Here is a 19090-nt window from a genome sequence, read left to right as displayed (position 1 = left end):
CTGCCCGACCAACCACGAGATCCACCCAACCAACCAAGAGCCATCAGAAACGGCCTAGTTCACGGCACCTACGTTGGACGTGAAGGTGCCGAATCGTGCTGAGGCCCGGCACTGGTTCGACCGGACACGCACACTCTGGCCCGTGATGGGCCGGTCCGCCCGGAGACATCCCACGGCGTGACCAAATACAGAATGTGACACACCATCAGAGGCCGTGGCGTGTACGCCCCAGCGTGCATGTGTCAGGTGCGCGCCCACCGTTTGGCGCACAGGGCGGGACGGGTGCGGCCGTGTCGCGAAGGTCAACGAGCGTGCTGGCGCGGGCACTTGACCCTGATCTCGCATCGGGAGCGATCCCAGTGAGCCCGCCGACACCTCGCTCCGGATGCTTTTCCGCTTGTGTTCCGGGAGGGGATCCGGGTGCGGGGCGCGGTCATTCCGGGACGGTGAACGCTTCGGTGATGCCGCCGTCGAGCGGCACCGCGGTGGCGGTAATGAAGCCGGAATCGTCACTGGCGAGAAAGGCGATCGTTCCGGAGGCTTCCTCCAGCGTGCCGAATCGCCCCATGGGCCAGTGCACCAGGCGTTTCTCCAGAGCGCCAGGGTTTCGATCGAAGACCGCCCGCTGGTCCGGTGTTTCGATGGGCCCGAACAGCACCGCGTTGACACGCACTTTGCTGCGCGCGAGATGGACGCCAAGATCTCTGGTCAGCTGAACGACGCCGGCTTTCGCGGCGGCGTACGCCATGGGGGCCGTGGCCGACCCGACGGCGGCCAGGAACGACGCGGAGTTGATGACGGACCCGCCCGACGGTTCGGTGTTCAGGAGGTGCGGGATCCCGTGCTTGCAGGACAGGAAGATGCTGGTCAGGTTCGCGTCGTGGACTGTGCGCCAGGTCTGGAGGCTGGTGTCCAGCACAGACTGGTCGCCGCGGTCCATCAGCCCCATGTTGTTGTAGATGACGTCGAGGCGGCCGTACCTGTCCACGACATCGTCGTACATCGCCTGGACCTGGGACTCGTCGGTCAGGTCGGCCCGCACCGTGTGGTTGCCGACCGTGTGGTCGTCCTTGTCGACGCCGATGACGAAGGCGCCCTCCCGGGCGAACCGGTCGGCCACCGCCCGGCCGATCGTACTGGCGGCACCGTTGACGACGCAGACCTTGTCGACGAGCAAAGACACAGAGATTCCTCACGCTCCGCAGCCCCCCGGGATGTCACCCATCGCCGGGCAGACCGGCAGGAAGTCTAGGGCCTGTCCCGCGGTTGTTGTGGGGCATGGGTGGTCGGTGCCGTCGCGAACGGCGCCTGATGGGCGTTGGTCGTCTACGACGCGTTGATCAGCTGCGGCCGGAGATGGTCGTAGGCCCACGCCGCGAGCGTGGTCGGGGTGGTCGTCCGGATCGTGCGGAGCTGTTCGGGGACGAAGTCCTCGCGCAGGCCGGTCGACATTCCGAGCACGGCTTCGACCGTCGCCTCCGACATCCCGGCCTGTCGGAGCTGCGTGCGCATGGCATCGTCCGTGATCTGCTCGACGCTGATCTTTCGGCCGGTGGCGGCGGTGAGGACGGCAGCGACCTGATGCCATGTCAGGTCGGCGGGTCCGTGCACCGCTTGGACGCGGCGTCCGGACCAGGCGGGGGACAGGAGACGGGTGGCGGCCACCTCGGCGATGTCGCGGGGCGCGACCCAGGCCATGGGGTGGTCGAGCGGAAGGATCACCTGGAGAACTCCGGCTCGTAGGGCGGCGAGTTGGGGTTCGAGATTGGTGAAGAAATAGCCGCAGCGGAGGTGGGTGACATCGATGCCCAGGCCGTCCAGCGCCGTCTCGGTGTGTGCCAGGCCGTCGATCTCCCCAGCACCGTGACGCTTCTCGGCTCCGACGCTGCTCTGGAAAACAACGCGGCCGATCCCGTTGGCGGTGACGGCGTGGACCACGCTGCCGGTGGCGCGGGCGCAGTCGGCGAGGGGGTCGTCGCTGCCGCTGGTCGGGTTCACCCAGTACAGGGCGTCGATACCTTCGGTGGCGGCCGCCACCGCGTCGGTGTCGTACTGGTCGACCGGCACGGCGTCCACCTGGTCCCGGACCTCGGGAGCCAGCCGGTCGGGGTGGCGCGACAAGACGCGTGGGCGGATCCCTGCGCGGATCAGTGTGGCGACGACGTGGCGGCCGACGTTGCCGGTCGGCGTTGTGACGGCGATCTGCATGGCTTCCTCTCCTTCGGTGACTCGGTTCACGCTAGAGGCAGAAGGGCCCGAAGCTGTCCTCCTTTTAGGGAAGGCTGACGGCATGGACCTCGACCCCGTGCTCAGAGCCCTGACCCTGTTGCGGTCGGGGGGTGAGTGGACGGCCGCCGACCTGGCCGAGCGGCTCGGCACGAGCGTGCGCACCGTACGGCGTGACGCCCAGCGGCTGCGTCGGCCTGCAACCGGCCCAGCTCGCAGCCCTGGAACAGACCGGCCGGCAGGCCGGCGCGTGGCTGTCCTGGCACGAGCGGACCATCGTGCTGGACGCCCTGGAGCACCTGCACGCCACCGCCCGCGACCCCGCCGCCACACCCCGCACTCGCCGCCGCTGAGCTGGTGGACGCCCCCGCCTACGTGGGTTGCCCCGTAGCGCTCCGCGAGCCGGGACCGCCTTCAGGTTGCGGGACATACAGCGGTCCCGCACATCCGGGAGAGGTGTGGATGTGCGGGACCGCGAGCCCGGGCCACGCCGGGGGAACCTGGCCCTGAGGGGGCTTGGGATCCGAGTGCCCCCGACTCGCCGACCCATGCATGTGACGTACCCAACTTCCTTGCCAGCGCGGGTACATGGCGACGGCTCGCTGAACGCGGAAGCCGAGTCCGCCGCGCCGCGCGGGACGCCGAATCCGGACAGATGCGTCACCTTGCGGCGCTTTGACGCCGGGCGCGTCCGAGCAGGCGCGGGTGCGGCTCTCGCCGTCTCGTGCCGGGGGAGTGGCCACCGGGATCCGGCCAGCGGCACTCGTCCCTTTTTGCCCGGATGCGGCAGGCTTCCTGTTGCAAGGTTCAGCACGCTTTTCATCCAGTGAGCGAGGAATCGTATGCAGTTCATCGTCCGTACGGGTATAGCCGCCGCGTTGGCGGTCGGCGCTCTGGCCTCGGTCGTCGCGCCCGCCTCCGCCGCCGTCGTCACCGACGGTGCGCACGCGGTGAGCGGCGCCCACGCCGTGGCGGCCAACCCGAAGACGATCAAGCCCGCGGCGTACAACCAGGCGCGGAGCATCCTGGCCAAGGCCGGGAGCCAGACGGCGGCCAAGTCGCATCCCGTGCACGGAAAGGACGACGTGCCCGTCAGCTACGGCACGAGCCTGCTCGCGGCCGCGCGCGACGAGTTCCGGCACACGGACCGGAACCTGCCGGCGAAGCAGAAGAAGTCCGACATGTCGATCCCGCACTACGACGCCATCCACAGTGCGGCGAAGACGATGGGCATCGACCGCTGGTGAGGCCGTATGCCAGTTGAGCCGGTTGTTGGCCACGTCCCCGCAGGCTCGGGGCGTCGAACCCGCGGCGGTGATCCGGTGCGGGCGTGACGAAAGGCCGGTCCGGTCGCCGGCGCGCCGATCCGGTTGGCGGCAGCGCGTGACCGTTTGGGCTCGGCCCTCGGGGATACCCGACGCGGTGAGCGGTCTCCGGCCCGCGTGGCCGCCGGAGGCGCGCCGCCGCCCCCGCTCCCGGCCACGCCCGACAGCACGCGCCAGCAGGTCCGCCCGACGGGCCGTCGAGCGCAAGGAGTGACATGCAACGCGAAGCCGTGCGCGAACTCGCCGATCTGGGACAGCAGTTGAGGGTGGACACGGTGCGCGCCGCCGCCGCGGCGAACTCGGGCCATCCGACGTCCTCGATGTCCGCCGCGGACCTGGCGGCGGTCCTGCTCGCCCGCCATCTGCACTACGACTTCGACCAACCCGACCACCCGGGGAACGACCGGCTGATCCTCTCCAAGGGCCACGCCTCACCGCTGCTGTACGCGATGTACCGGGCGGCGGGCGTCGTCGACGACGAGGAACTCCTGACGTTCCGCCGCCGCGACAGCCGCCTGGAGGGACATCCCACGCCCCGGCTGCCCTGGGTGGACGTGGCGACGGGCTCGCTCGGTCAGGGGCTGCCGGTCGGAGTCGGCATGGCGCTGGCGGGCAAGCGGCTCGAACACGCGCCGTACCGGGTGTGGGTGCTGTCCGGCGACAGCGAGATGGCCGAGGGGTCGGTCTGGGAGGCCGCCGAGCACGCGGGGTACGAGCACCTGGACAACCTGACGCTGATCATCGACGTGAACCGGCTCGGCCAGCGCGGGCCGACCCGGCACGGCTGGGACCTCGACGCGTACGCCCGCCGCCTCAAAGCCTTCGGCTGGCACACGATCGAGGTCGACGGGCACGACGTCGAGGCGGTGGAGGCGGCGTTCGCCGAGGCGTCGGCCACGCGCTCGCAGCCCAGCGCCGTCATCGCCCGCACCCGCAAGGGCCGGGGCGTCGCGCAGGTCGAGGACCGGGAAGGGCAGCACGGCAAGCCGCTGCCGGACGCGGACGCCGCCATCGAGGAACTCGGCGGCCCCCGGTTCGTCCGCGTCGAGGTCTCCCCGCCGCCCGCGGCCCCGGCCCGGCGGCACCCGGCCGGCCGACAGCTGGACCTGCCGCGCTTCGAGGCAGGTGACTCGGTGGCGACCCGCGACGCCTATGGACAGGCACTGGCCGCGCTCGGCTCGGCGCGCGAGGACGTGGTGGCGCTCGACGGCGAGGTGGGCGACTCCACGCGTACGGAGTTCTTCGCCAAGGCCCACCCCGAGCGGTTCTTCGAGTGCTACATCGCCGAGCAGCAGCTCGTCGCGGCCGCGGTGGGCCTCCAGGCCAGGGGCTACGTCCCCTTCGCCGCGTCGTTCGCAGCCTTCCTGACCCGCGCGCACGACTTCGTACGGATGGCAGCTGTGAGCCGGGTCGGCATCAACCTCGTCGGCTCGCACGCCGGGGTCGCCATCGGCCAGGACGGCCCGTCGCAGATGGGCCTGGAGGACCTCGCGATGTTCCGGGCCGTGCACGGCAGCACCGTCCTCTACCCGTGCGACGCCCACCAGACGGCCCAACTGGTCGCCACGATGGCCGAGTTGACCGGGGTGCGCTACCTGCGCACCAGCCGGGGCGGCACTCCCGTCATCTACGGCCCCGACGAGGAGTTCCGGCCGGGCGGCTCCAAGGTGCTCCGCCGCGGCGACCGGGACCGGGTGACGGTCGTGGCGGCAGGCATCACCGTCCACGAGGCGCTGCGCGCGGGCGAGCTCCTGGACCGGGAGGTCGACGTACGGATCATCGACCTGTACTCGGTGAAGCCGGCCGACGCGGAGACCCTCCGGGAGGCGGCCCAGGCGACGGGATGCCTCGTCACCGTCGAGGACCACCGGGTGCAGGGCGGGATCGGCGACGCGGTGGCCGAGGTCTTCACCGACGGCCGCCCGGTGCCGCGCCTGGTCCGCCTGGGCGTCCAGCACATGCCGGCCTCGGCGAGCCCCGAGGAGCAGCTGCACCTTGCGGGCATCGACGCCGAGTCGATCGCGGCGGCGGTACGGCTGCTTGTGGAGCGCGCGGTCGTGCGTTGAGCCGGGGTGGGCCGCGCGGTGCCGGTGTGCCGTGCGATCCCCTGACGCGCACACGTTCGACCGCGCCGAATCTGGGCAGAAGCCCCACCACATCCATAACCACGGGCAAATCCTCTGGGGGTCTCGAACATGGCTCGCCCGTCTGCTGATACCGGTCCACTGCCGGGCTCCGCCCTACGGAGCACGGGTCCGGCCACGCCGGCCCAGGCACGTGACGCGGCTCGCGCGTTCCTCTCCACGCTGGCGCCCCGGCCCACGAGAGAGACCGCCGAGAACGTGGTTCTCGTCGTTTCCGAGCTCGTCACGAACGCGCTCCGGCACGCGGGCGGCGCCACCGCCCTGGACTTCGCGGCCGACCGCGGCCTGCTGCACATCAGCGTGCGGGACCCCAGCCCCGACCCGCCGCGCGAGCGCCCGCCGGACCTGCGCGGATACGAGGGCGGATTCGGCTGGCACCTGGTCCGCCACCTCTCGCGCAGCGTGGCCGTCATGCCCTGTGGTGACGGCGGGAAGAGCGTCTGCGTCGCCCTGCCGCGCTAGCGGGGGCCGGAAGCCCGCCTCGCACCGCGTACTTCGGCCACGTAGGGAACTCGCATGCATGATCCGATTCACGACGGGCACCCGATGGCTTCGACGGATGCGGTCAGGTGACTCAAGGGAGGTTGTCCTCATGGCAGCGGCGCAGGTGACGGGACGCGAGCGGACGGACCGGACGGCGGCCACGACCATGGAGCCCGGGGCGGGGGAATTGCCCTGGGTGGAGGATGCGGGAAAGGTCGCGCCGAAGGACGCCCGCGAACTGTCCAAGGTGTTCTTCGAGCGGCTTCAGGTCCTGGAGGAGGGCACCCGGGAGTATCAGTACGCACGGAACACGCTCATCGAGATGAACCTTTCGCTGGTGCGCTTCGCGGCGGGCCGGTTCCGCAACCGCGGGACCGGCGAGATGGAGGACGTGATCCAGGTCGGCACCATCGGCCTGATCAAGGCGATCGACCGGTTCGAGCTGTCGCGCGAGGTGGAGTTCACCTCCTTCGCGGTGCCGTACATCGTGGGTGAGATCAAGCGGTTCTTCCGCGACACGACGTGGGCGGTGCACGTGCCGCGCCGCCTCCAGGAGCTGCGCGTGGAGATCGCGAAGGCCAAGGAGCGCCTCGCCCTCGATCTGGACCGCGACCCGACGGTGCGGGAGCTCGCGGCACACCTGGACCGGGACGAGGAGGAGGTCGTCGAGGGCCTCGTCGCGGCCAACGGCTACACCGCGGGCTCCCTCGACATGTCCGCCGACACGGAAGAGGCGGGCGGCACGGCCGGCGGCAGAAGCCGTACGTTCGTCGACTTCATCGGCGAGGACGACCCCGGCATGGAGAAGGTGGAGAACCTCCAGACCCTGGCGCCGCTGATGGGCGCGCTGAGCGAGCGCGAGCGGTGCATCGTGAGCATGCGGTTCGGGCGCGAGCTCACGCAGGCCGAGATCGGCCGGGAGCTCGGGGTCTCGCAGATGCAGGTCTCGCGCCTGCTCTCCCGCATTCTGACCAAGCTCCGCGCCGGGATGGTCGAGGACCGGGCCGTACGCGCCTGACCGCCGCTGATCGATTGCGGGAAGCCACCTGGGCGATCGAGCGGGACCTGCCGGTCCGGGGGTTCGGACAAGAGGTCGGCGACGGAGACATGCGGGTCGCCCCCCCAGGTGGCCGCGGGAGGGCGTGAGACACGCATCGAACCGGCGGGCCACGTGACTGGGGCCCGCCGCGACACGAACGGGAACGCGACACGAACGGAAAGGAGCCATCCCCGTGACGAACAAGGATCTCTGGGGTTACCAGGACACCAGCGGCCATCTCGCCGGCGCGGATCTGCGCGGCTGGAAGGTCGAGGCGGCCGACGGGGACATCGGCAAGGTCGACCACCACTCCGACGATGTCGGCTCCGCGCACCTTGTGGTCGACACCGGGCCGTGGATCTTCGGCAAGCGCGTCCGGCTGCCGGCCGGCACCGTCACCAGGCTCGACCCGGACGAGAAGAGGATCCACGTCGCCCTCACCCGGGACCAGGTCAAGGACTCTCCGGAGTTCCAACCAGCCACCCACCTCGACGATCCCACCTACCGCGACATGATCGGCCGCTACTACGGTGCCCCACTGCCCTGAACTCCCTTGAATCACCGCCCAGTTGGTGGCTCGCCGGAACCCCGGCGGGCCACTCCTGGTATTCGACGACCGACCCACGTACGTGAGGACATCGCCCTGCCCTCGGACGCACCACTCAGCCGCCCATGAGCCTCCCGACCAGATTCAGCGACAGCCCCAGAGCCGTCCTCACCTGACCAGGGCTTTCCGCCTCGATCGTGACAGGGAGTGATCTGAACGGGCGGGCGTGGGGAAGCGGCCCTAGGATGTGTCGGGTTGAGCCATATGCCCGGACAGGCACTCATGTGCCGTCCGGATGCCGAAGTGGCCCTCACCCGGTCCACGGATACGTGGAGGTCTCATGCGTTTCACCCACACCTGCGCGACGGCGGCGGCTGCCGTGGTGCTCGCCCTCACGGGAACCGCGACCGCGTTCGGCGCGGCCAGCCCGGCAGCATCCGCGGACGCGGTGTTCCTGCAGACGATCCACCAGGCCAACCTGGCGGAGATCGCCGCGGGCAAGGACGCCGGTACGCACGCGAACAGCGCCTGCGTGAAACAGGTCGCGGCGATCATCGTGCGCGACCACACCGCGCTGGACGCCAAGGGAGCGGCCCTCGCCAAGACCAAGGGCATCGCCATGGCGAAGGAGCCCAGCGCCGCCCAGCAGCAACAGCTGAAGGCGCTGAAGCCGAAGAACGGCACCGCGGCGTACGACACCGCCTGGTTGAAGGACCAGAGCGCAGGTCACCAGCAGGCGCTCGCGCTGATCGACAAGGAGCTGAGCTCCGGCAAGGACAGCCAGATCCAGGCGGCCGCCAAGGAGGCACGGCCCATCGTGGCCGCGCACCTGAAGATGGTGGAGGGCGGCGTGTGCCACGCGCCCACGGAGAGCGGTTCGCCGCAGCGGTGACCCTGCCGACGGCACGTGTGCCCCCTCGCCCGTACCGGCGAGGGGGCACAAGCCGCAGGTACCTGAGTCAGACCCCACCGACGACGACGCGCAGGTGCCCATGAAACCAACCAGGCGGGGGCCCGCACCCCCGGCCGATCGAGGTCGCGGATTCGGCTCGGGAAGCCCGCGGACCGAACGGATGGTGCGGACGCTGCTGCGCCGCCGCAAGAAGAGCCTGAGCCCGGACGACGTGAAGGTGGCCGACAAACCCGCCGTGCGCCGCGCCGTGTCCGCGGCCGCGCTCGGCAACACCATGGAGTGGTTCGACTTCGGTGTCTACGCCTATGTCGCCGCCACCCTCGGCAAGGTCTTCTTCCCGTCGAGTTCGCCGGGCGCCCAGGTCATTTCGACGTTCGCCACGTTCGCGGCGGCCTTCCTCGTGCGGCCGCTCGGCGGGCTCGTGTTCGGACCGCTCGGCGACCGGGTGGGACGCCAGAAGGTCCTCGCCGTCACCATGATCATGATGGCGATCAGCACCTTCGCGGTGGGATTCCTGCCCGGATACAAGTCGATCGGCCTCGCCGCCCCGATCCTGCTCCTCCTGTGCCGACTCGTGCAGGGCTTCTCCACCGGCGGCGAGTACGCCGGGGCCACCACCTACATCGCCGAGTACTCGCCCGACCGGATCCGCGGCTTCCTCGGCAGCTGGCTCGACTTCGGCACCTTCGTCGGATACTCCCTCGGCTCCAGCATGGTCACCGTCCTGACCGGCGTCCTGACCGAGGACCAGATGGTCGACTGGGGCTGGCGGATCCCGTTCTATGTTGCCGGGCCACTCGGGCTCATCGGCCTCTACATGCGGCTCAGGCTCGACGAGACACCCGCGTTCCAGGAGGCCGAGGAACGGGGACGCCAGGCGGTGGCGCGCGGCGGCGCCACGCCCGAGGAGGAAGAGCGCCTGGAACAGGCCCGCATGTCCGGCAAGGGCCGCCTCAAGGAGGTCGTCACCCAGCACTGGCAGGCCATGCTCGTGTGCATCGGTCTCGTCCTGCTCTACAACGTCACCAACTACATGGTGACGTCCTACCTGCCGACCTACATGAGCGCCACCCTCGGTGAACCCGAGCTCACCGCCCAACTCCTGGTCCTCGGCACGATGGTGCTCGTCGTCCTCACCATCACCGCCGTCGGCCGTTCCTCGGACCGCTACGGCCGACGGCCGCTGTTCCTGTGGGGCGGGGCCGCGATGGTCGTCTTCTCGGTGCCCGTCTTCCAGCTCATCCGCCAGGGCGGCATCATCCTCCCCGCCATCGGCTGCGCCGTCCTCGGCCTGTTCCTGGTGTGCTTCGCGGGGACGAGTGCCGCGACGCTGCCCGCCCTCTTCCCGACCCACCTGCGCTACGGCGGACTGTCGCTCGCGTTCAACTTCTCCGTGTCGCTGTTCGGCGGTACGACCCCGCTGGTGGCCTCCGCCCTGGTCAATACGACCGGCGATGAACTCGTACCCGCCTACTACCTCATGGCCGCGGGCGCGATCGGTGTCGTCTCGGCCCTGTTCCTGCGCGAGACCGCGGGCAAGCCGCTGCGCGGCTCGTCGGCCATGGTCGAGTCCGAGGCGGAGGCGCGCGAGATGGTGGCACGCAGCCGCACCCACGCGGGCCGCCGGGCACGCGACATCTGGCTCCAACTGCGCCGCGGGCACCTGCCGCACCTGCCGCACCGCTCCGACAAGGGCGGTCGACCGGACCGGCACGACTGACGCGACCCACGTCCCGGACACTTCCCACCGGCGCGCCCGTCACGCCGGGCCGGGACGGAGCGGCCCGCGGAGTTACCGTCGGTGGCATGGCCGATGATCTCTCAGGATGGCGTCAGTGTCTGCTCAGCGGGGCGGTGTTCGTCGTGTGCATGACCGGCACGACGCTGCCGACCCCTCTCTACGGCCTCTACCAGGACAAGTTCGGGTTCTCCGAGTTGACGGTCACGGTCGTGTACGCGGTGTACGCGTTCGGCGTCATCGGCGTGCTGCTGCTCGCGGGCAACGCGTCGGACGCGGTGGGCCGCCGACCGGTGCTGCTGTGGGGCCTGGGATTCGCGGCGGCGAGCGCGGTCAGCTTCCTGTGCGCGACCGGTCTTGGCTGGCTCTTCGCGGGCCGGATGCTGTCGGGGCTGTGCGTCGGCCTGTTCACCGGGGCCGCCACGGCGTACGTGATGGAACTGGCGCCGCGCGGTGGCACCTCTCGGGCCACCTTCGTGGCGACGGCCGCCAACATGGGCGGCCTGGGCTGCGGCCCCCTGCTCGCCGGAGTGCTCGCGCAGTACGCACCGTGGCCGCTCTACCTGCCGTTCGCCGTGCACCTGGCTCTGGTGGTCGGCTCGGCCGTCGTCGTGCTGCGGCTCCCGGAGACCGTACGGGAGCCGCAGCCGCTGAGCAGCGCGCGAACGCAGCGGCCGGGTCTGCCCGCGCAGGTGCGACCGGTGTTCGTGCCCGCGGCGATCGGGTCGTTCGTGGGGTTCGCGCTGTTCGGGGTGTTCACATCGGTCAGCCCCGCCTTCCTGACGCAGTCCCTGGGCGTCCGCAATCACGCGGAGATCGGATTGATCGTCGCCCTGGCCTTCTTCGCCTCGACCGCCGGACAGTTGGCCGTCGGCCGGGTCGGGCTGCGACGTTCACTGCCCGTGGGCTGCGCTGCCCTCCTGGCCGGACTCGCGCTGCTCGCGGGCGCGCTTCGCTGGGACCTGCTGCCACTGATGGTGCTGAGCGCGCTGATCGGCGGCTGCGGCCAGGGGCTGGCGTTTCGAGGTGCACTGTCCGCGGTGGCCGAGGCGTCCCCCGCGGGCCACCGTGCGGCGGTGATCTCCACCCTGTTCGTGGTGGCGTACGCGGGCATCTCGGTGCCGGTGATCGGGGTGGGCGTACTGGTGAATCCGCTCGGCCTGGAAGGAGCGGGCCTTGTGTTCATCGGCTGCATGGCGGTCCTGGCCTCGACTGCGGCGGTCTACTTGCTGCGTAGGCCGGTGCGGGCGATGGCGTGAGGCCCGCGGCGCATGTCAGCCCTCCCCGCCTGCGTGCCCAAAGGCTCAGGGCGAAGGCGACAAGAGCGACGGCCGCGCAGACCCAGCCGACGGCCGAGAATCCGTGCGCCGCGAACAACGGGCCGAGCAGGGCCGCACCCAGGGCCACGGCAAGGTTGGTTCCCCGATGGGCCGGTGAACTCTCGCTGAGCAGCGTGCTGAGTGGAGCTTCCGCTGCCGAACCGGAACTGCAGAGCGCTGCCGAGGTAGGTGTACATCCCGTAGAAGCCGAGCATGTTCAAAAAGGTGGTCAGCACATTCGAAAGCAGGCCGAACGTCCAACGCCAGCTGACCCATTGACCGAGGAAGGACCTCATCGGCACGCCGAGGACGAGGGAGATCGACCAGCTCGACACGACGATGCCCATGGCCTTCGCGCGGTGCCGGTACGGAATCTGATCGCCCACGAACGCATAGGCGGTTGGCACGAAGGCACCCGTAGCGAGGCCGGTCAGGGCCCTGCCCGCGAAGAACAGCCCGGGCCGGCAGTCAAGCCGGTGGACGGCCGAAAGGTCGCACCGCGTCCACTGTGCGAGAACCGGAAACTGGACGTTAAGCATGTCGCGCCAACGGGCCCCGCAATTCCCAGCGGTAGGCACGTGCGTGCACATGCCCACCGCGGTGCGGGTGTTCTCCGGAACAGAGGCTCAGGCTGCCCGGCCGGCCTGCTCGCGGTGGGTGCGGACGATGTCCGCGTAGCGGTGGCCGCTGGACTTGATGGTGCGGGCCTGGGTGCGGTAGTCGACGTGGACGAGGCCGAAGCGCTTGTCGTAGCCGTATGCCCACTCGAAGTTGTCCAGGAGGGACCACGCGAAGTAGCCGGCGAGCGGGGCGCCCTTGCGGGCGGCCGATGCGCAGGCGGCCAGGTGGCGCTCCAGGTAGTCGGTGCGTTCCGGATCGTCGACACTGCCGTCCGGGCGGACCGCGTCCGGGAAGGACGAGCCGTTCTCCGTGACGTAGATCTTCCGGGCGCCGTAGTCGTCGGTGAGGCGGAGCAGCAGGGACTCGATGCCGTCCGCTTCGATCTCCCAGTCCATGCCGGTGCGCGGCACGTCCTCGCGGCGCACTGAACTGCCGTAGGGCACCGGTCCGTTGGGGTCGTCCACGACGTACGCCGGGAAGTAGTAGTTGAGGCCGAGCCAGTCCAGCGGGGCGGCGATGGTCTCCAAGTCGCCCGGGCGCTCGGGCAGTTCGATGCCGTACACCTCGCGCATGTCGGTGGGGAAGCCGCGGCCGTGGACGGGGTCAAGCCACCAGCGAAAACCGTGAGGTCGCCTTCGGAGACGCCGACACCGCGTTCGACTCCTGAAGGTGCACATGGCTTAATTTAAGACGTGAGTTAAGCGACGCCGGAAGTGGGGCGTCAAGAGGTGGAGCAATGGTGTCCCGCTCAACGACCGCGCCGGGCCGACGGGTCAAGTGCTGGTGCGCGCTGGGCGAATGGGGCGTGACCTGCGCGGGAGTGCGGGACCTGTGTTGTGCAACGGTTGCATTTCGGCGGGCGGTTGAGCCACTGTGCAACTGGGTTGGCTGGCAAGCGAGTTGTGATCGTCGCGCAACCGATGAAGTCGCCCCCGGCGGGAGACGGTCGCGCGCCGCCCGGTCGCCGACGCGTACGTGAAGGGGCGTGGCCAAGGTCTCCCAACCTGTTCCACGCCCCTCTCCACAGCAGCCGCCGGCCCTCTGCCCGGCGGCGAACCCGGGCCCCTCAGCCCCGGTCGTACGTGTGGAACCCGCGCCCGCTCTTACGGCCGAGCAGCCCTGCCTCCACCATGCGCTGAAGCAGCGGCGGCGGGGCGTACAGGGGTTCCTTGAACTCTTCGTAGAGGGACTCCGCGATGGCGGCGACGGTGTCCAGGCCGATCAGGTCGGCCAGCTTGAGCGGTCCCATCGGGTGGGCGCAGCCCAGCTCCATGCCCGCGTCCACGTCCGCGGGGGTGGCGAAGCCGGACTCCGTCATCCTGATCGCCGACAGGAGGTATGGGACGAGGAGTGCGTTGACGACGAAGCCGGCCCGGTCCTGCGAGCGGACGACCGTCTTGCCCAGGGTGCGCGTGGCGAAGTCCTCCACGGCCGCCACGGTCCCCGGCGTCGTGTGCAGCGAGGAGACGATCTCGACCAGCGGCAGCACGGGGACGGGGTTGAAGAAGTGCAGCCCGAGGACGCGGTCGGCACGCCGGGTGGCCATGCCCAGACGCATGACCGGGATCGAGGACGTGTTGGTGGCGAGGATCGCCTCACGGTCCTCGACGATCTTGTCCAGGCCGGCGAAGATCTCGGTCTTGGCTTCGGTGTTCTCGACGACGGCTTCGATGACGAGCTGGCGGTCGGCCAGGTCGTCGAGGCTGCCGGTGAAGACCATGCGGGCCAGTGCGTCCTCGGCGGAGGTGCGGTCCAACTTGCCTCGCTGGACGGCCCGTTCGAGCGAGACGGCGATCCGTTCGCGGGCGGCGCGGGCGGCGGTCGAGTCGGCCTCGCACACCACCGTGTCCAGACCGGCGCGGGCACACACTTCGGCGATTCCGGCGCCCATCCGGCCGCCGCCCACCACTCCGATCCGGCTGATGGCTGAGGTCATGACTGTCCTTCCGTGCGCTGCACGAGGTGGCGGGCGTAGGCGTCGGTGGTGAAGAAGTCCGGCAACTCCTTCGCCAGGGTGGTCCGTTCGAAGAGCGCGCGGACCTGATCGACGGCGGCCCAGGGGTACTCTGCGCCCAGCGCGGCGAGTTCGTCCTCCAGGAGGTCGAGCACCGTCGAGCGTTCGACCGCCCGGTGCCGCAGCCACTGCCAGATCTGGCCCCGGGCGATCTCGGCCGTGGCGGCGTCCTCCATCAGGCCGTCGATGGCGACGGCACCCTGACCGCGCAGCCAGGCGTCGAAGTAGCGCAGAGCGACGGCGATGTTGGTCCGGATGCCCTCCGGCGAGGGCGGCGCGCTGGTGCGGCGCACCGACACGAGCTGAGCCGCCGTCACCTCGACGTCGTCACGGGTGCGTTCGAGCTGGTGCGGACGGGTGCCGAGCACCCCGTCGAAGACCTCGCGACAGACCGGGACGAGGGCGGGGTGGGCGACCCAGGAGCCGTCGAAGCCGTCCTCGGCCTCACGTTCCTTGTCGAGCCGCACCTTGGCCAGGGCCGCCTGATGGGCGGCCGCGTCCTTGCTGGGCACTTGGGCGGCCATGCCGCCAATGGCGTGGGCACCCCGCTTGTGGCAGGTGCGCACCAGGAGTTCGGTGTAGGCCCGCATGAAGGGGGCCGTCATGGTGACCTTCGCCCGGTCGGGCAGCAGGAAGTCGGTGCGGTGGCCGAAGGTCTTGAGGAGGCTGAACAGGTAGTTCCAGCGCCCGGCGTTCAGGCCGGAGCTGTGCTCGCGCAGCTCGTAGAGGATCTCCTCCATGGCGACGGCCGCCGTGATGGTCTCGATCAGGACGGTGGCCCGGACCGTGCCCCGGGGAATGCCGAGCAGGTCCTGGGCGAAGACGAAGATGTCGTTCCACAGCCGCGCCTCGTCACGGCTCTCCAGCTTCGGCAGATAGAAGTACGGGCCGTGTCCGGCGTCGATCTGCCGCTGGGCGCAGTGGAAGAAGTAGAGCCCGAAGTCGACGAGCGAGGCGGGTGCGGGGCGGCCGCCGAACTCCAGGTGCTCCTCGGGCAGGTGCCAGCCGCGGGGGCGCACCACGATCGTCGCGGTCTGCTCGCCGAGGCGGTACTGCTTGCCTTGCGGGTTCGTGAAGTCGATCCGGCGCTCGATCGCGTCAAGGAGGTTGAGCTGGCCGCCGATGACGTTGTCCCAGGTGGGTGAGGTGGCGTCCTCGAAGTCCGCCATCCACACCCGCGCACCGGAGTTGAGGGCGTTGACCGCCATGCCGCGCTCCGGCGGACCGGTGATCTCCACACGGCGGTCGGTCAGACCGGGCGCCGGGGGAGCCACCTGCCACGACGCGTCCGAGCGGATGCCCGCGGTCGCGATGGAGAAGTCGAACGGGGAGCCGGAGGCCAGCCGGGACGCCACCCGCTTGCGTTCCCGCAGGATATGCAGACGGCGGTCGCCGAACTCGTCGACGAGGCGGCCGACGAACTCCAGGGCCTCAGGGGTGAGGATCTCGTCGTGCCGGTGTCCCGGGGCGCCGAGGACCCGGGCACGGCTGGTCGGGGCGGAGATGGACATGCGGGTCTCCTCAGCGGGAGGGGCGGGGGCCGGACGGAGACGGTTGTCGGCCCCCGCCTGGACACGGGGACGGCTGATCGCGTTGGAACGTGAGGCACGAGGAGCGCGGCCCTGGGGCCGGGCCCGACGGCGTTCTAGTGGAACTGCTCTTCCTCGGTGGAGCCGGTCAGTGCCGTGGTCGAGGATGCCGGGTTGATGGCGGTCGAGACCTGGTCGAAGTAGCCGGTGCCGACCTCGCGCTGGTGCTTCACCGCGGTGAATCCGTGCTCCTGCGCCGCGAACTCCCGCTCCTGGAGGTCGACATACGCGGTCATGCCGTGCTCGGCGTAACCGCGGGCCAGGTCGAACATGCCGTGGTTGAGGGAGTGGAAGCCGGCCAGGGTGATGAACTGGAAGCGGTAGCCCATGGAGGCCAGCTCGCGCTGGAACTTGGCGATCTGGTCGTCGTCCAGGGACGCCTTCCAGTTGAACGACGGCGAGCAGTTGTAGGCCAGCATCTGGTCCGGGTGCTCGGCGTGGATGGCCTCGGCGAACTCGCGGGCCTGGGCCAGGTCCGGGGTGCCGGTCTCGACCCAGATCAGGTCCGCGTACGGGGCGTACGCCAGGCCGCGTGCGATGACCGGAGCCATGCCGTTCCGCACCCGGTAGAAGCCTTCCGCCGTGCGCTCGCCGGTGACGAACCGGGCGTCGCGCTCGTCCACGTCGCTGGTGAGGAGGTTGGCGGCGAGGGCGTCGGTGCGGGCCACGATGAGGGTGGGGACGTCGGCGATGTCGGCGGCCAGGCGAGCCGCGTTCAGGGTGCGGATGTGCTGGGAGGTGGGGACGAGCACCTTGCCGCCGAGGTGGCCGCACTTCTTCTCGGAGGCGAGCTGGTCCTCGTAGTGGATGCCCGCCGCACCGGCCGCGATCATCGCCTTGGTGAGCTCGAACGCGTTGAGCGGGCCGCCGAAGCCGGCCTCGGCGTCGGCGACGATCGGGGCCAGCCAGTCGGTCGTGTCGGTGCCGCCCTCGGCCGTGGCGATCTGATCGGCGCGCAGCAGCGCGTTGTTGATCCGGCGCACCACCTGGGGAACCGAGTTGGCCGGGTACAGGCTCTGGTCGGGGTAGGTGTGCCCGGCCTGGTTGGCATCGGCGGCGACCTGCCAGCCGGAGAGGTAGATCGCCTGGAGACCGGCCTTCACCTGCTGGACGGCCTGCCCGCCGGTCAGCGCGCCAAGGGCGTGGATGTAGTCCAGCTCGTGGAGCTGGCGCCACAGCCGCTCGGCGCCGCGCCGGGCGAGCGTGGCCTCCTCGCGGACGCTGCCGGAGAGCCGGACCACGTCCTCGGCGCTGTAGGTGCGCTCGATGCCCTTCCACCGCGGATCGGTCGCCCACCGCTGAGCCAGCTCCGCCGCCGCTGCCGTCGTCTTCTCTGCCTGTGCCATGACCGTCTCCCGAGAATCGTGAACTGTGCGAATGCATGGCACCGGGTGCCGTGGAGCTTTGAGGGTGCGGCCCGCCGGTCCTCTGGGTCGGCAATCCGAGCAATGGTGCAGAGCCGGACGGAAGGGCCGGGATCTCCGACATCAGGGCATGAATCGCACCCCGGTTCCGCTCTGCCCGACGGAGTCCGGCGGGCCGCGGTACGACTCTGGCATCGGCACTCAGTGCCAGCAACCAGGGAAAGATGCCAACTTCTGCGAATCTTCGTCCCGTGATTTGCCAACTCTGTTAAGTCCGCGAAGCTCGCCCGCGCGGCTACGATCGCGAGCAGTGCCGACGATCGTGACCACACGGGAGCCACGGGTGAGCAAGACGTACGCGGGAGCGCGGCTGCGCCGGCTGCGCGAGGAACGCCGCATGAGCCAGGCCGAACTGGCCCGCACCCTCGCCATCTCGCCGAGCTATCTGAACCAGATGGAACACGACTCAAGGCCCCTGACCGTGCCCGTACTACTCCGCCTTACCGAGGCGTTCGGCGTCGACCCGGGCTTCTTCTCCGAGCGCGACACCAGCCGTCTCGTCGCCGACCTGCGCGACGCCCTCACCGGTGAGGTCTCCGCCGGCCGGGTGTCCGCCTCCGACCTCTCGGACCTGGCCTCCCGCATGCCCGCCGTGGCGACCGTCCTGGTGGACCTCGGCCGACGCAACCAACACCTGACCGAGCAGCTCGCCGAAGTCGCGGAGGGCCGGGGGCCGGGCGCGGTGGCACAGCCGCGTTCCCCGCACGAGGAGATCCGCGAGTTCTTCTACCGGCGCCAGAACTACCTGCACGACCTGGACCTCGCCGCGGAAGACCTCGCCGCCGAGATCGGCGTACGCCCCGGCGAGGTGGTGCGCGCGCTGTCCGCGCGCCTCGCCGAACGCCACGGGGTGCGCCTGGCCACGGACTCCGACCGGCTCCTGCACCACTACGATCCCGGCGCCCGGGTCCTGCACCTGTCCAGCCGGCTGCGCCCGGGCCAGCAGGCGTTCCGGATGGCCACCCAGCTCGCGCTCCTCGAACACGCGGAGGGGATGTCCGCCCTCGCTTCGGAGGACTTCGACCAGGATTCCGCGGCCTGGCCGCTGGCCCGGATCGGCATCGCCAACTACTTCGCCGCCGCGCTGATCCTGCCCTACCGCCGCTTCCACGCGGCCGCCGAGGAGTCCCGCTACGACATCGAGCGGCTGACCGACCACTTCGGACTCGGCTACGAGACGATCTGCCACCGCCTCAGCACGCTCCAGCGCACCCGGCTGCGCGGGGTGCCCTTCTCGTTCGTGCGCGTCGACCGGGCGGGCAACATGTCCAAGCGTCAGTCCGCCACCGCCTTCCACTTCTCGCGGGCCGGCGGCACCTGCCCGCTGTGGAACGTGTACGAGGCGTTCGCCGCGCCCGGCCGCATCCACGTCCAGGTCGCCGCCATGCCGGACGGCCAGCGCTATCTGTGGACCGCCCGCGCGATCTCCCGGCACCGGGGCGGCTGGGGCGAGCCGGGCAAGACCTTCGCCATCGGCCTCGGCTGCGAGATCCGGCACGCCGCACGGCTGGTCTACTCCGACGGCCTCGACCTCGACAACACCTCCGCCGCCGTCCCCATCGGCATGGGCTGCCGCCTCTGCGAACGCACGGACTGCCCTCAGCGGGCCGTACCGCCGTTGGACCGCCGGTTGGCCGTCGACGAGAACAGCAGCACTTTCGTCCCCTACCCGGTGGCCGGGGAGCAGTCCGCCATCGGCTGATGGCCC

Annotated in this window: 16 protein-coding genes and 1 pseudogene; 10 read left to right on the top strand and 7 right to left on the bottom strand. The window is 70.4% G+C overall.

Annotated features, from left to right (window positions below):
- Positions 1-433: 433 nt before the first annotated feature.
- Together OHA17_RS02700 and OHA17_RS02695 are read right to left on the bottom strand one after the other, a co-directional pair.
- Positions 434-1183, bottom strand: a complete 750-nt coding sequence (locus tag OHA17_RS02700; protein WP_406503663.1) for an SDR family oxidoreductase — start codon at positions 1181-1183, stop codon at positions 434-436.
- 143 nt (positions 1184-1326) lie between these two features.
- A complete protein-coding gene (locus OHA17_RS02695) occupies positions 1327-2208 on the bottom strand; it encodes an NAD(P)H-binding protein (protein WP_406503661.1) in 882 nt (293 codons plus the stop codon).
- Between OHA17_RS02695 and OHA17_RS02690 the strand changes: the two genes are divergently transcribed.
- From OHA17_RS02690 to OHA17_RS02650, 9 genes are all read left to right on the top strand, one after another.
- A complete protein-coding gene (locus OHA17_RS02690) occupies positions 2207-2617 on the top strand; it encodes an HTH domain-containing protein (protein ID WP_406503659.1) in 411 nt (136 codons plus the stop codon). The genes OHA17_RS02695 and OHA17_RS02690 overlap by 2 nt on opposite strands.
- A 451-nt stretch (positions 2618-3068) precedes the next feature.
- Positions 3069-3473 (top strand): hypothetical protein, encoded by a 405-nt coding sequence (locus tag OHA17_RS02685; protein WP_406503657.1) that lies wholly within the window; start codon positions 3069-3071, stop codon positions 3471-3473.
- A 293-nt stretch (positions 3474-3766) separates the two neighbouring features.
- On the top strand, positions 3767-5617 hold the full coding sequence (locus OHA17_RS02680; RefSeq protein ID WP_406503655.1) for a transketolase: 1851 nt from the start codon (positions 3767-3769) through the stop codon (positions 5615-5617).
- A 129-nt stretch (positions 5618-5746) separates the two neighbouring features.
- Positions 5747-6157, top strand: a complete 411-nt coding sequence (locus OHA17_RS02675) for an ATP-binding protein (protein WP_398873764.1) — start codon at positions 5747-5749, stop codon at positions 6155-6157.
- Between the two features lie 130 nt (positions 6158-6287).
- Entirely contained in the window at positions 6288-7196 is a 909-nt protein-coding gene (locus OHA17_RS02670; protein ID WP_398873766.1) for a SigB/SigF/SigG family RNA polymerase sigma factor, read from the top strand.
- 214 nt (positions 7197-7410) lie between these two features.
- Positions 7411-7764, top strand: coding sequence for a PRC-barrel domain-containing protein (locus OHA17_RS02665; protein ID WP_406503653.1), 354 nt, complete (start codon positions 7411-7413; stop codon positions 7762-7764).
- A 340-nt stretch (positions 7765-8104) separates the two neighbouring features.
- On the top strand, positions 8105-8656 hold the full coding sequence (locus tag OHA17_RS02660; RefSeq protein ID WP_406503651.1) for a DUF4142 domain-containing protein: 552 nt from the start codon (positions 8105-8107) through the stop codon (positions 8654-8656).
- A 181-nt stretch (positions 8657-8837) separates the two neighbouring features.
- Positions 8838-10397 (top strand): glycine betaine/L-proline transporter ProP, encoded by a 1560-nt coding sequence (gene proP, locus OHA17_RS02655; protein WP_406503649.1) that lies wholly within the window; start codon positions 8838-8840, stop codon positions 10395-10397.
- A gap of 86 nt (positions 10398-10483) precedes the next feature.
- The gene (locus OHA17_RS02650; protein ID WP_406503647.1) at positions 10484-11674 is read left to right on the top strand and encodes an MFS transporter; all 1191 of its coding nucleotides are present in this window, start codon (positions 10484-10486) and stop codon (positions 11672-11674) included.
- Here the strand turns inward: OHA17_RS02650 and OHA17_RS02645 are convergent.
- The 5 genes and pseudogenes from OHA17_RS02645 to aceA form a co-directional block, all read right to left on the bottom strand.
- On the bottom strand, positions 11638-12273 hold the full coding sequence (locus tag OHA17_RS02645; protein WP_406503645.1) for an MFS transporter: 636 nt from the start codon (positions 12271-12273) through the stop codon (positions 11638-11640). The genes OHA17_RS02650 and OHA17_RS02645 overlap by 37 nt on opposite strands.
- Positions 12274-12360: 87 nt before the next feature.
- Positions 12361-12993: pseudogene (locus OHA17_RS02640) on the bottom strand (family 1 glycosylhydrolase); the annotation flags it as partial.
- A 428-nt stretch (positions 12994-13421) separates the two neighbouring features.
- The gene (locus OHA17_RS02635) at positions 13422-14291 is read right to left on the bottom strand and encodes a 3-hydroxybutyryl-CoA dehydrogenase (RefSeq protein WP_406503643.1); all 870 of its coding nucleotides are present in this window, start codon (positions 14289-14291) and stop codon (positions 13422-13424) included.
- Positions 14288-15880 carry a malate synthase A gene (gene aceB, locus OHA17_RS02630; RefSeq protein WP_406503641.1) on the bottom strand — a complete coding sequence of 531 codons (1593 nt, stop codon included), beginning with the start codon at positions 15878-15880 and terminating at the stop codon, positions 14288-14290. Before aceB ends, OHA17_RS02635 begins: the two co-directional genes overlap by 4 nt.
- Before the next feature lie 134 nt (positions 15881-16014).
- Complete coding sequence (gene aceA / locus OHA17_RS02625; RefSeq protein WP_406503639.1) at positions 16015-17304, bottom strand: isocitrate lyase; 1290 nt, start codon at positions 17302-17304, stop codon at positions 16015-16017.
- Positions 17305-17665: 361 nt separating this feature from the next.
- On the opposite strand from aceA, the gene OHA17_RS02620 reads away from it, so the two are divergent.
- On the top strand, positions 17666-19084 hold the full coding sequence (locus OHA17_RS02620) for a short-chain fatty acyl-CoA regulator family protein (protein ID WP_406503637.1): 1419 nt from the start codon (positions 17666-17668) through the stop codon (positions 19082-19084).
- The last annotated feature ends 6 nt before the right edge of the window (positions 19085-19090 follow it).

The organism is Streptomyces sp. NBC_00212, from assembly GCF_045206365.1.
Lineage (GTDB): Bacteria > Actinomycetota > Actinomycetes > Streptomycetales > Streptomycetaceae > Streptomyces.
This window is presented reverse-complemented; position numbering and strand designations above follow the sequence as displayed.

Excerpts from the sequence above, each read along its gene's own strand:
- OHA17_RS02690 (WP_406503659.1), top strand. The coding sequence starts at position 2,207 with ATGGCTTCCTCTCCTTCGGTGACTCGGTTCACGCTAGAGGCAGAAGGG.
- OHA17_RS02695 (WP_406503661.1), bottom strand. The coding sequence starts at position 2,208 with ATGCAGATCGCCGTCACAACGCCGACCGGCAACGTCGGCCGCCACGTC.
- OHA17_RS02685 (WP_406503657.1), top strand. The coding sequence starts at position 3,069 with ATGCAGTTCATCGTCCGTACGGGTATAGCCGCCGCGTTGGCGGTCGGC.
- OHA17_RS02680 (WP_406503655.1), top strand. The coding sequence starts at position 3,767 with ATGCAACGCGAAGCCGTGCGCGAACTCGCCGATCTGGGACAGCAGTTG.
- OHA17_RS02675 (WP_398873764.1), top strand. The coding sequence starts at position 5,747 with ATGGCTCGCCCGTCTGCTGATACCGGTCCACTGCCGGGCTCCGCCCTA.
- OHA17_RS02670 (WP_398873766.1), top strand. The coding sequence starts at position 6,288 with ATGGCAGCGGCGCAGGTGACGGGACGCGAGCGGACGGACCGGACGGCG.
- OHA17_RS02660 (WP_406503651.1), top strand. The coding sequence starts at position 8,105 with ATGCGTTTCACCCACACCTGCGCGACGGCGGCGGCTGCCGTGGTGCTC.
- proP (WP_406503649.1), top strand. The coding sequence starts at position 8,838 with ATGGTGCGGACGCTGCTGCGCCGCCGCAAGAAGAGCCTGAGCCCGGAC.
- OHA17_RS02650 (WP_406503647.1), top strand. The coding sequence starts at position 10,484 with ATGGCCGATGATCTCTCAGGATGGCGTCAGTGTCTGCTCAGCGGGGCG.
- OHA17_RS02645 (WP_406503645.1), bottom strand. The coding sequence starts at position 12,273 with ATGCTTAACGTCCAGTTTCCGGTTCTCGCACAGTGGACGCGGTGCGAC.
- OHA17_RS02635 (WP_406503643.1), bottom strand. The coding sequence starts at position 14,291 with ATGACCTCAGCCATCAGCCGGATCGGAGTGGTGGGCGGCGGCCGGATG.
- aceB (WP_406503641.1), bottom strand. The coding sequence starts at position 15,880 with ATGTCCATCTCCGCCCCGACCAGCCGTGCCCGGGTCCTCGGCGCCCCG.
- aceA (WP_406503639.1), bottom strand. The coding sequence starts at position 17,304 with ATGGCACAGGCAGAGAAGACGACGGCAGCGGCGGCGGAGCTGGCTCAG.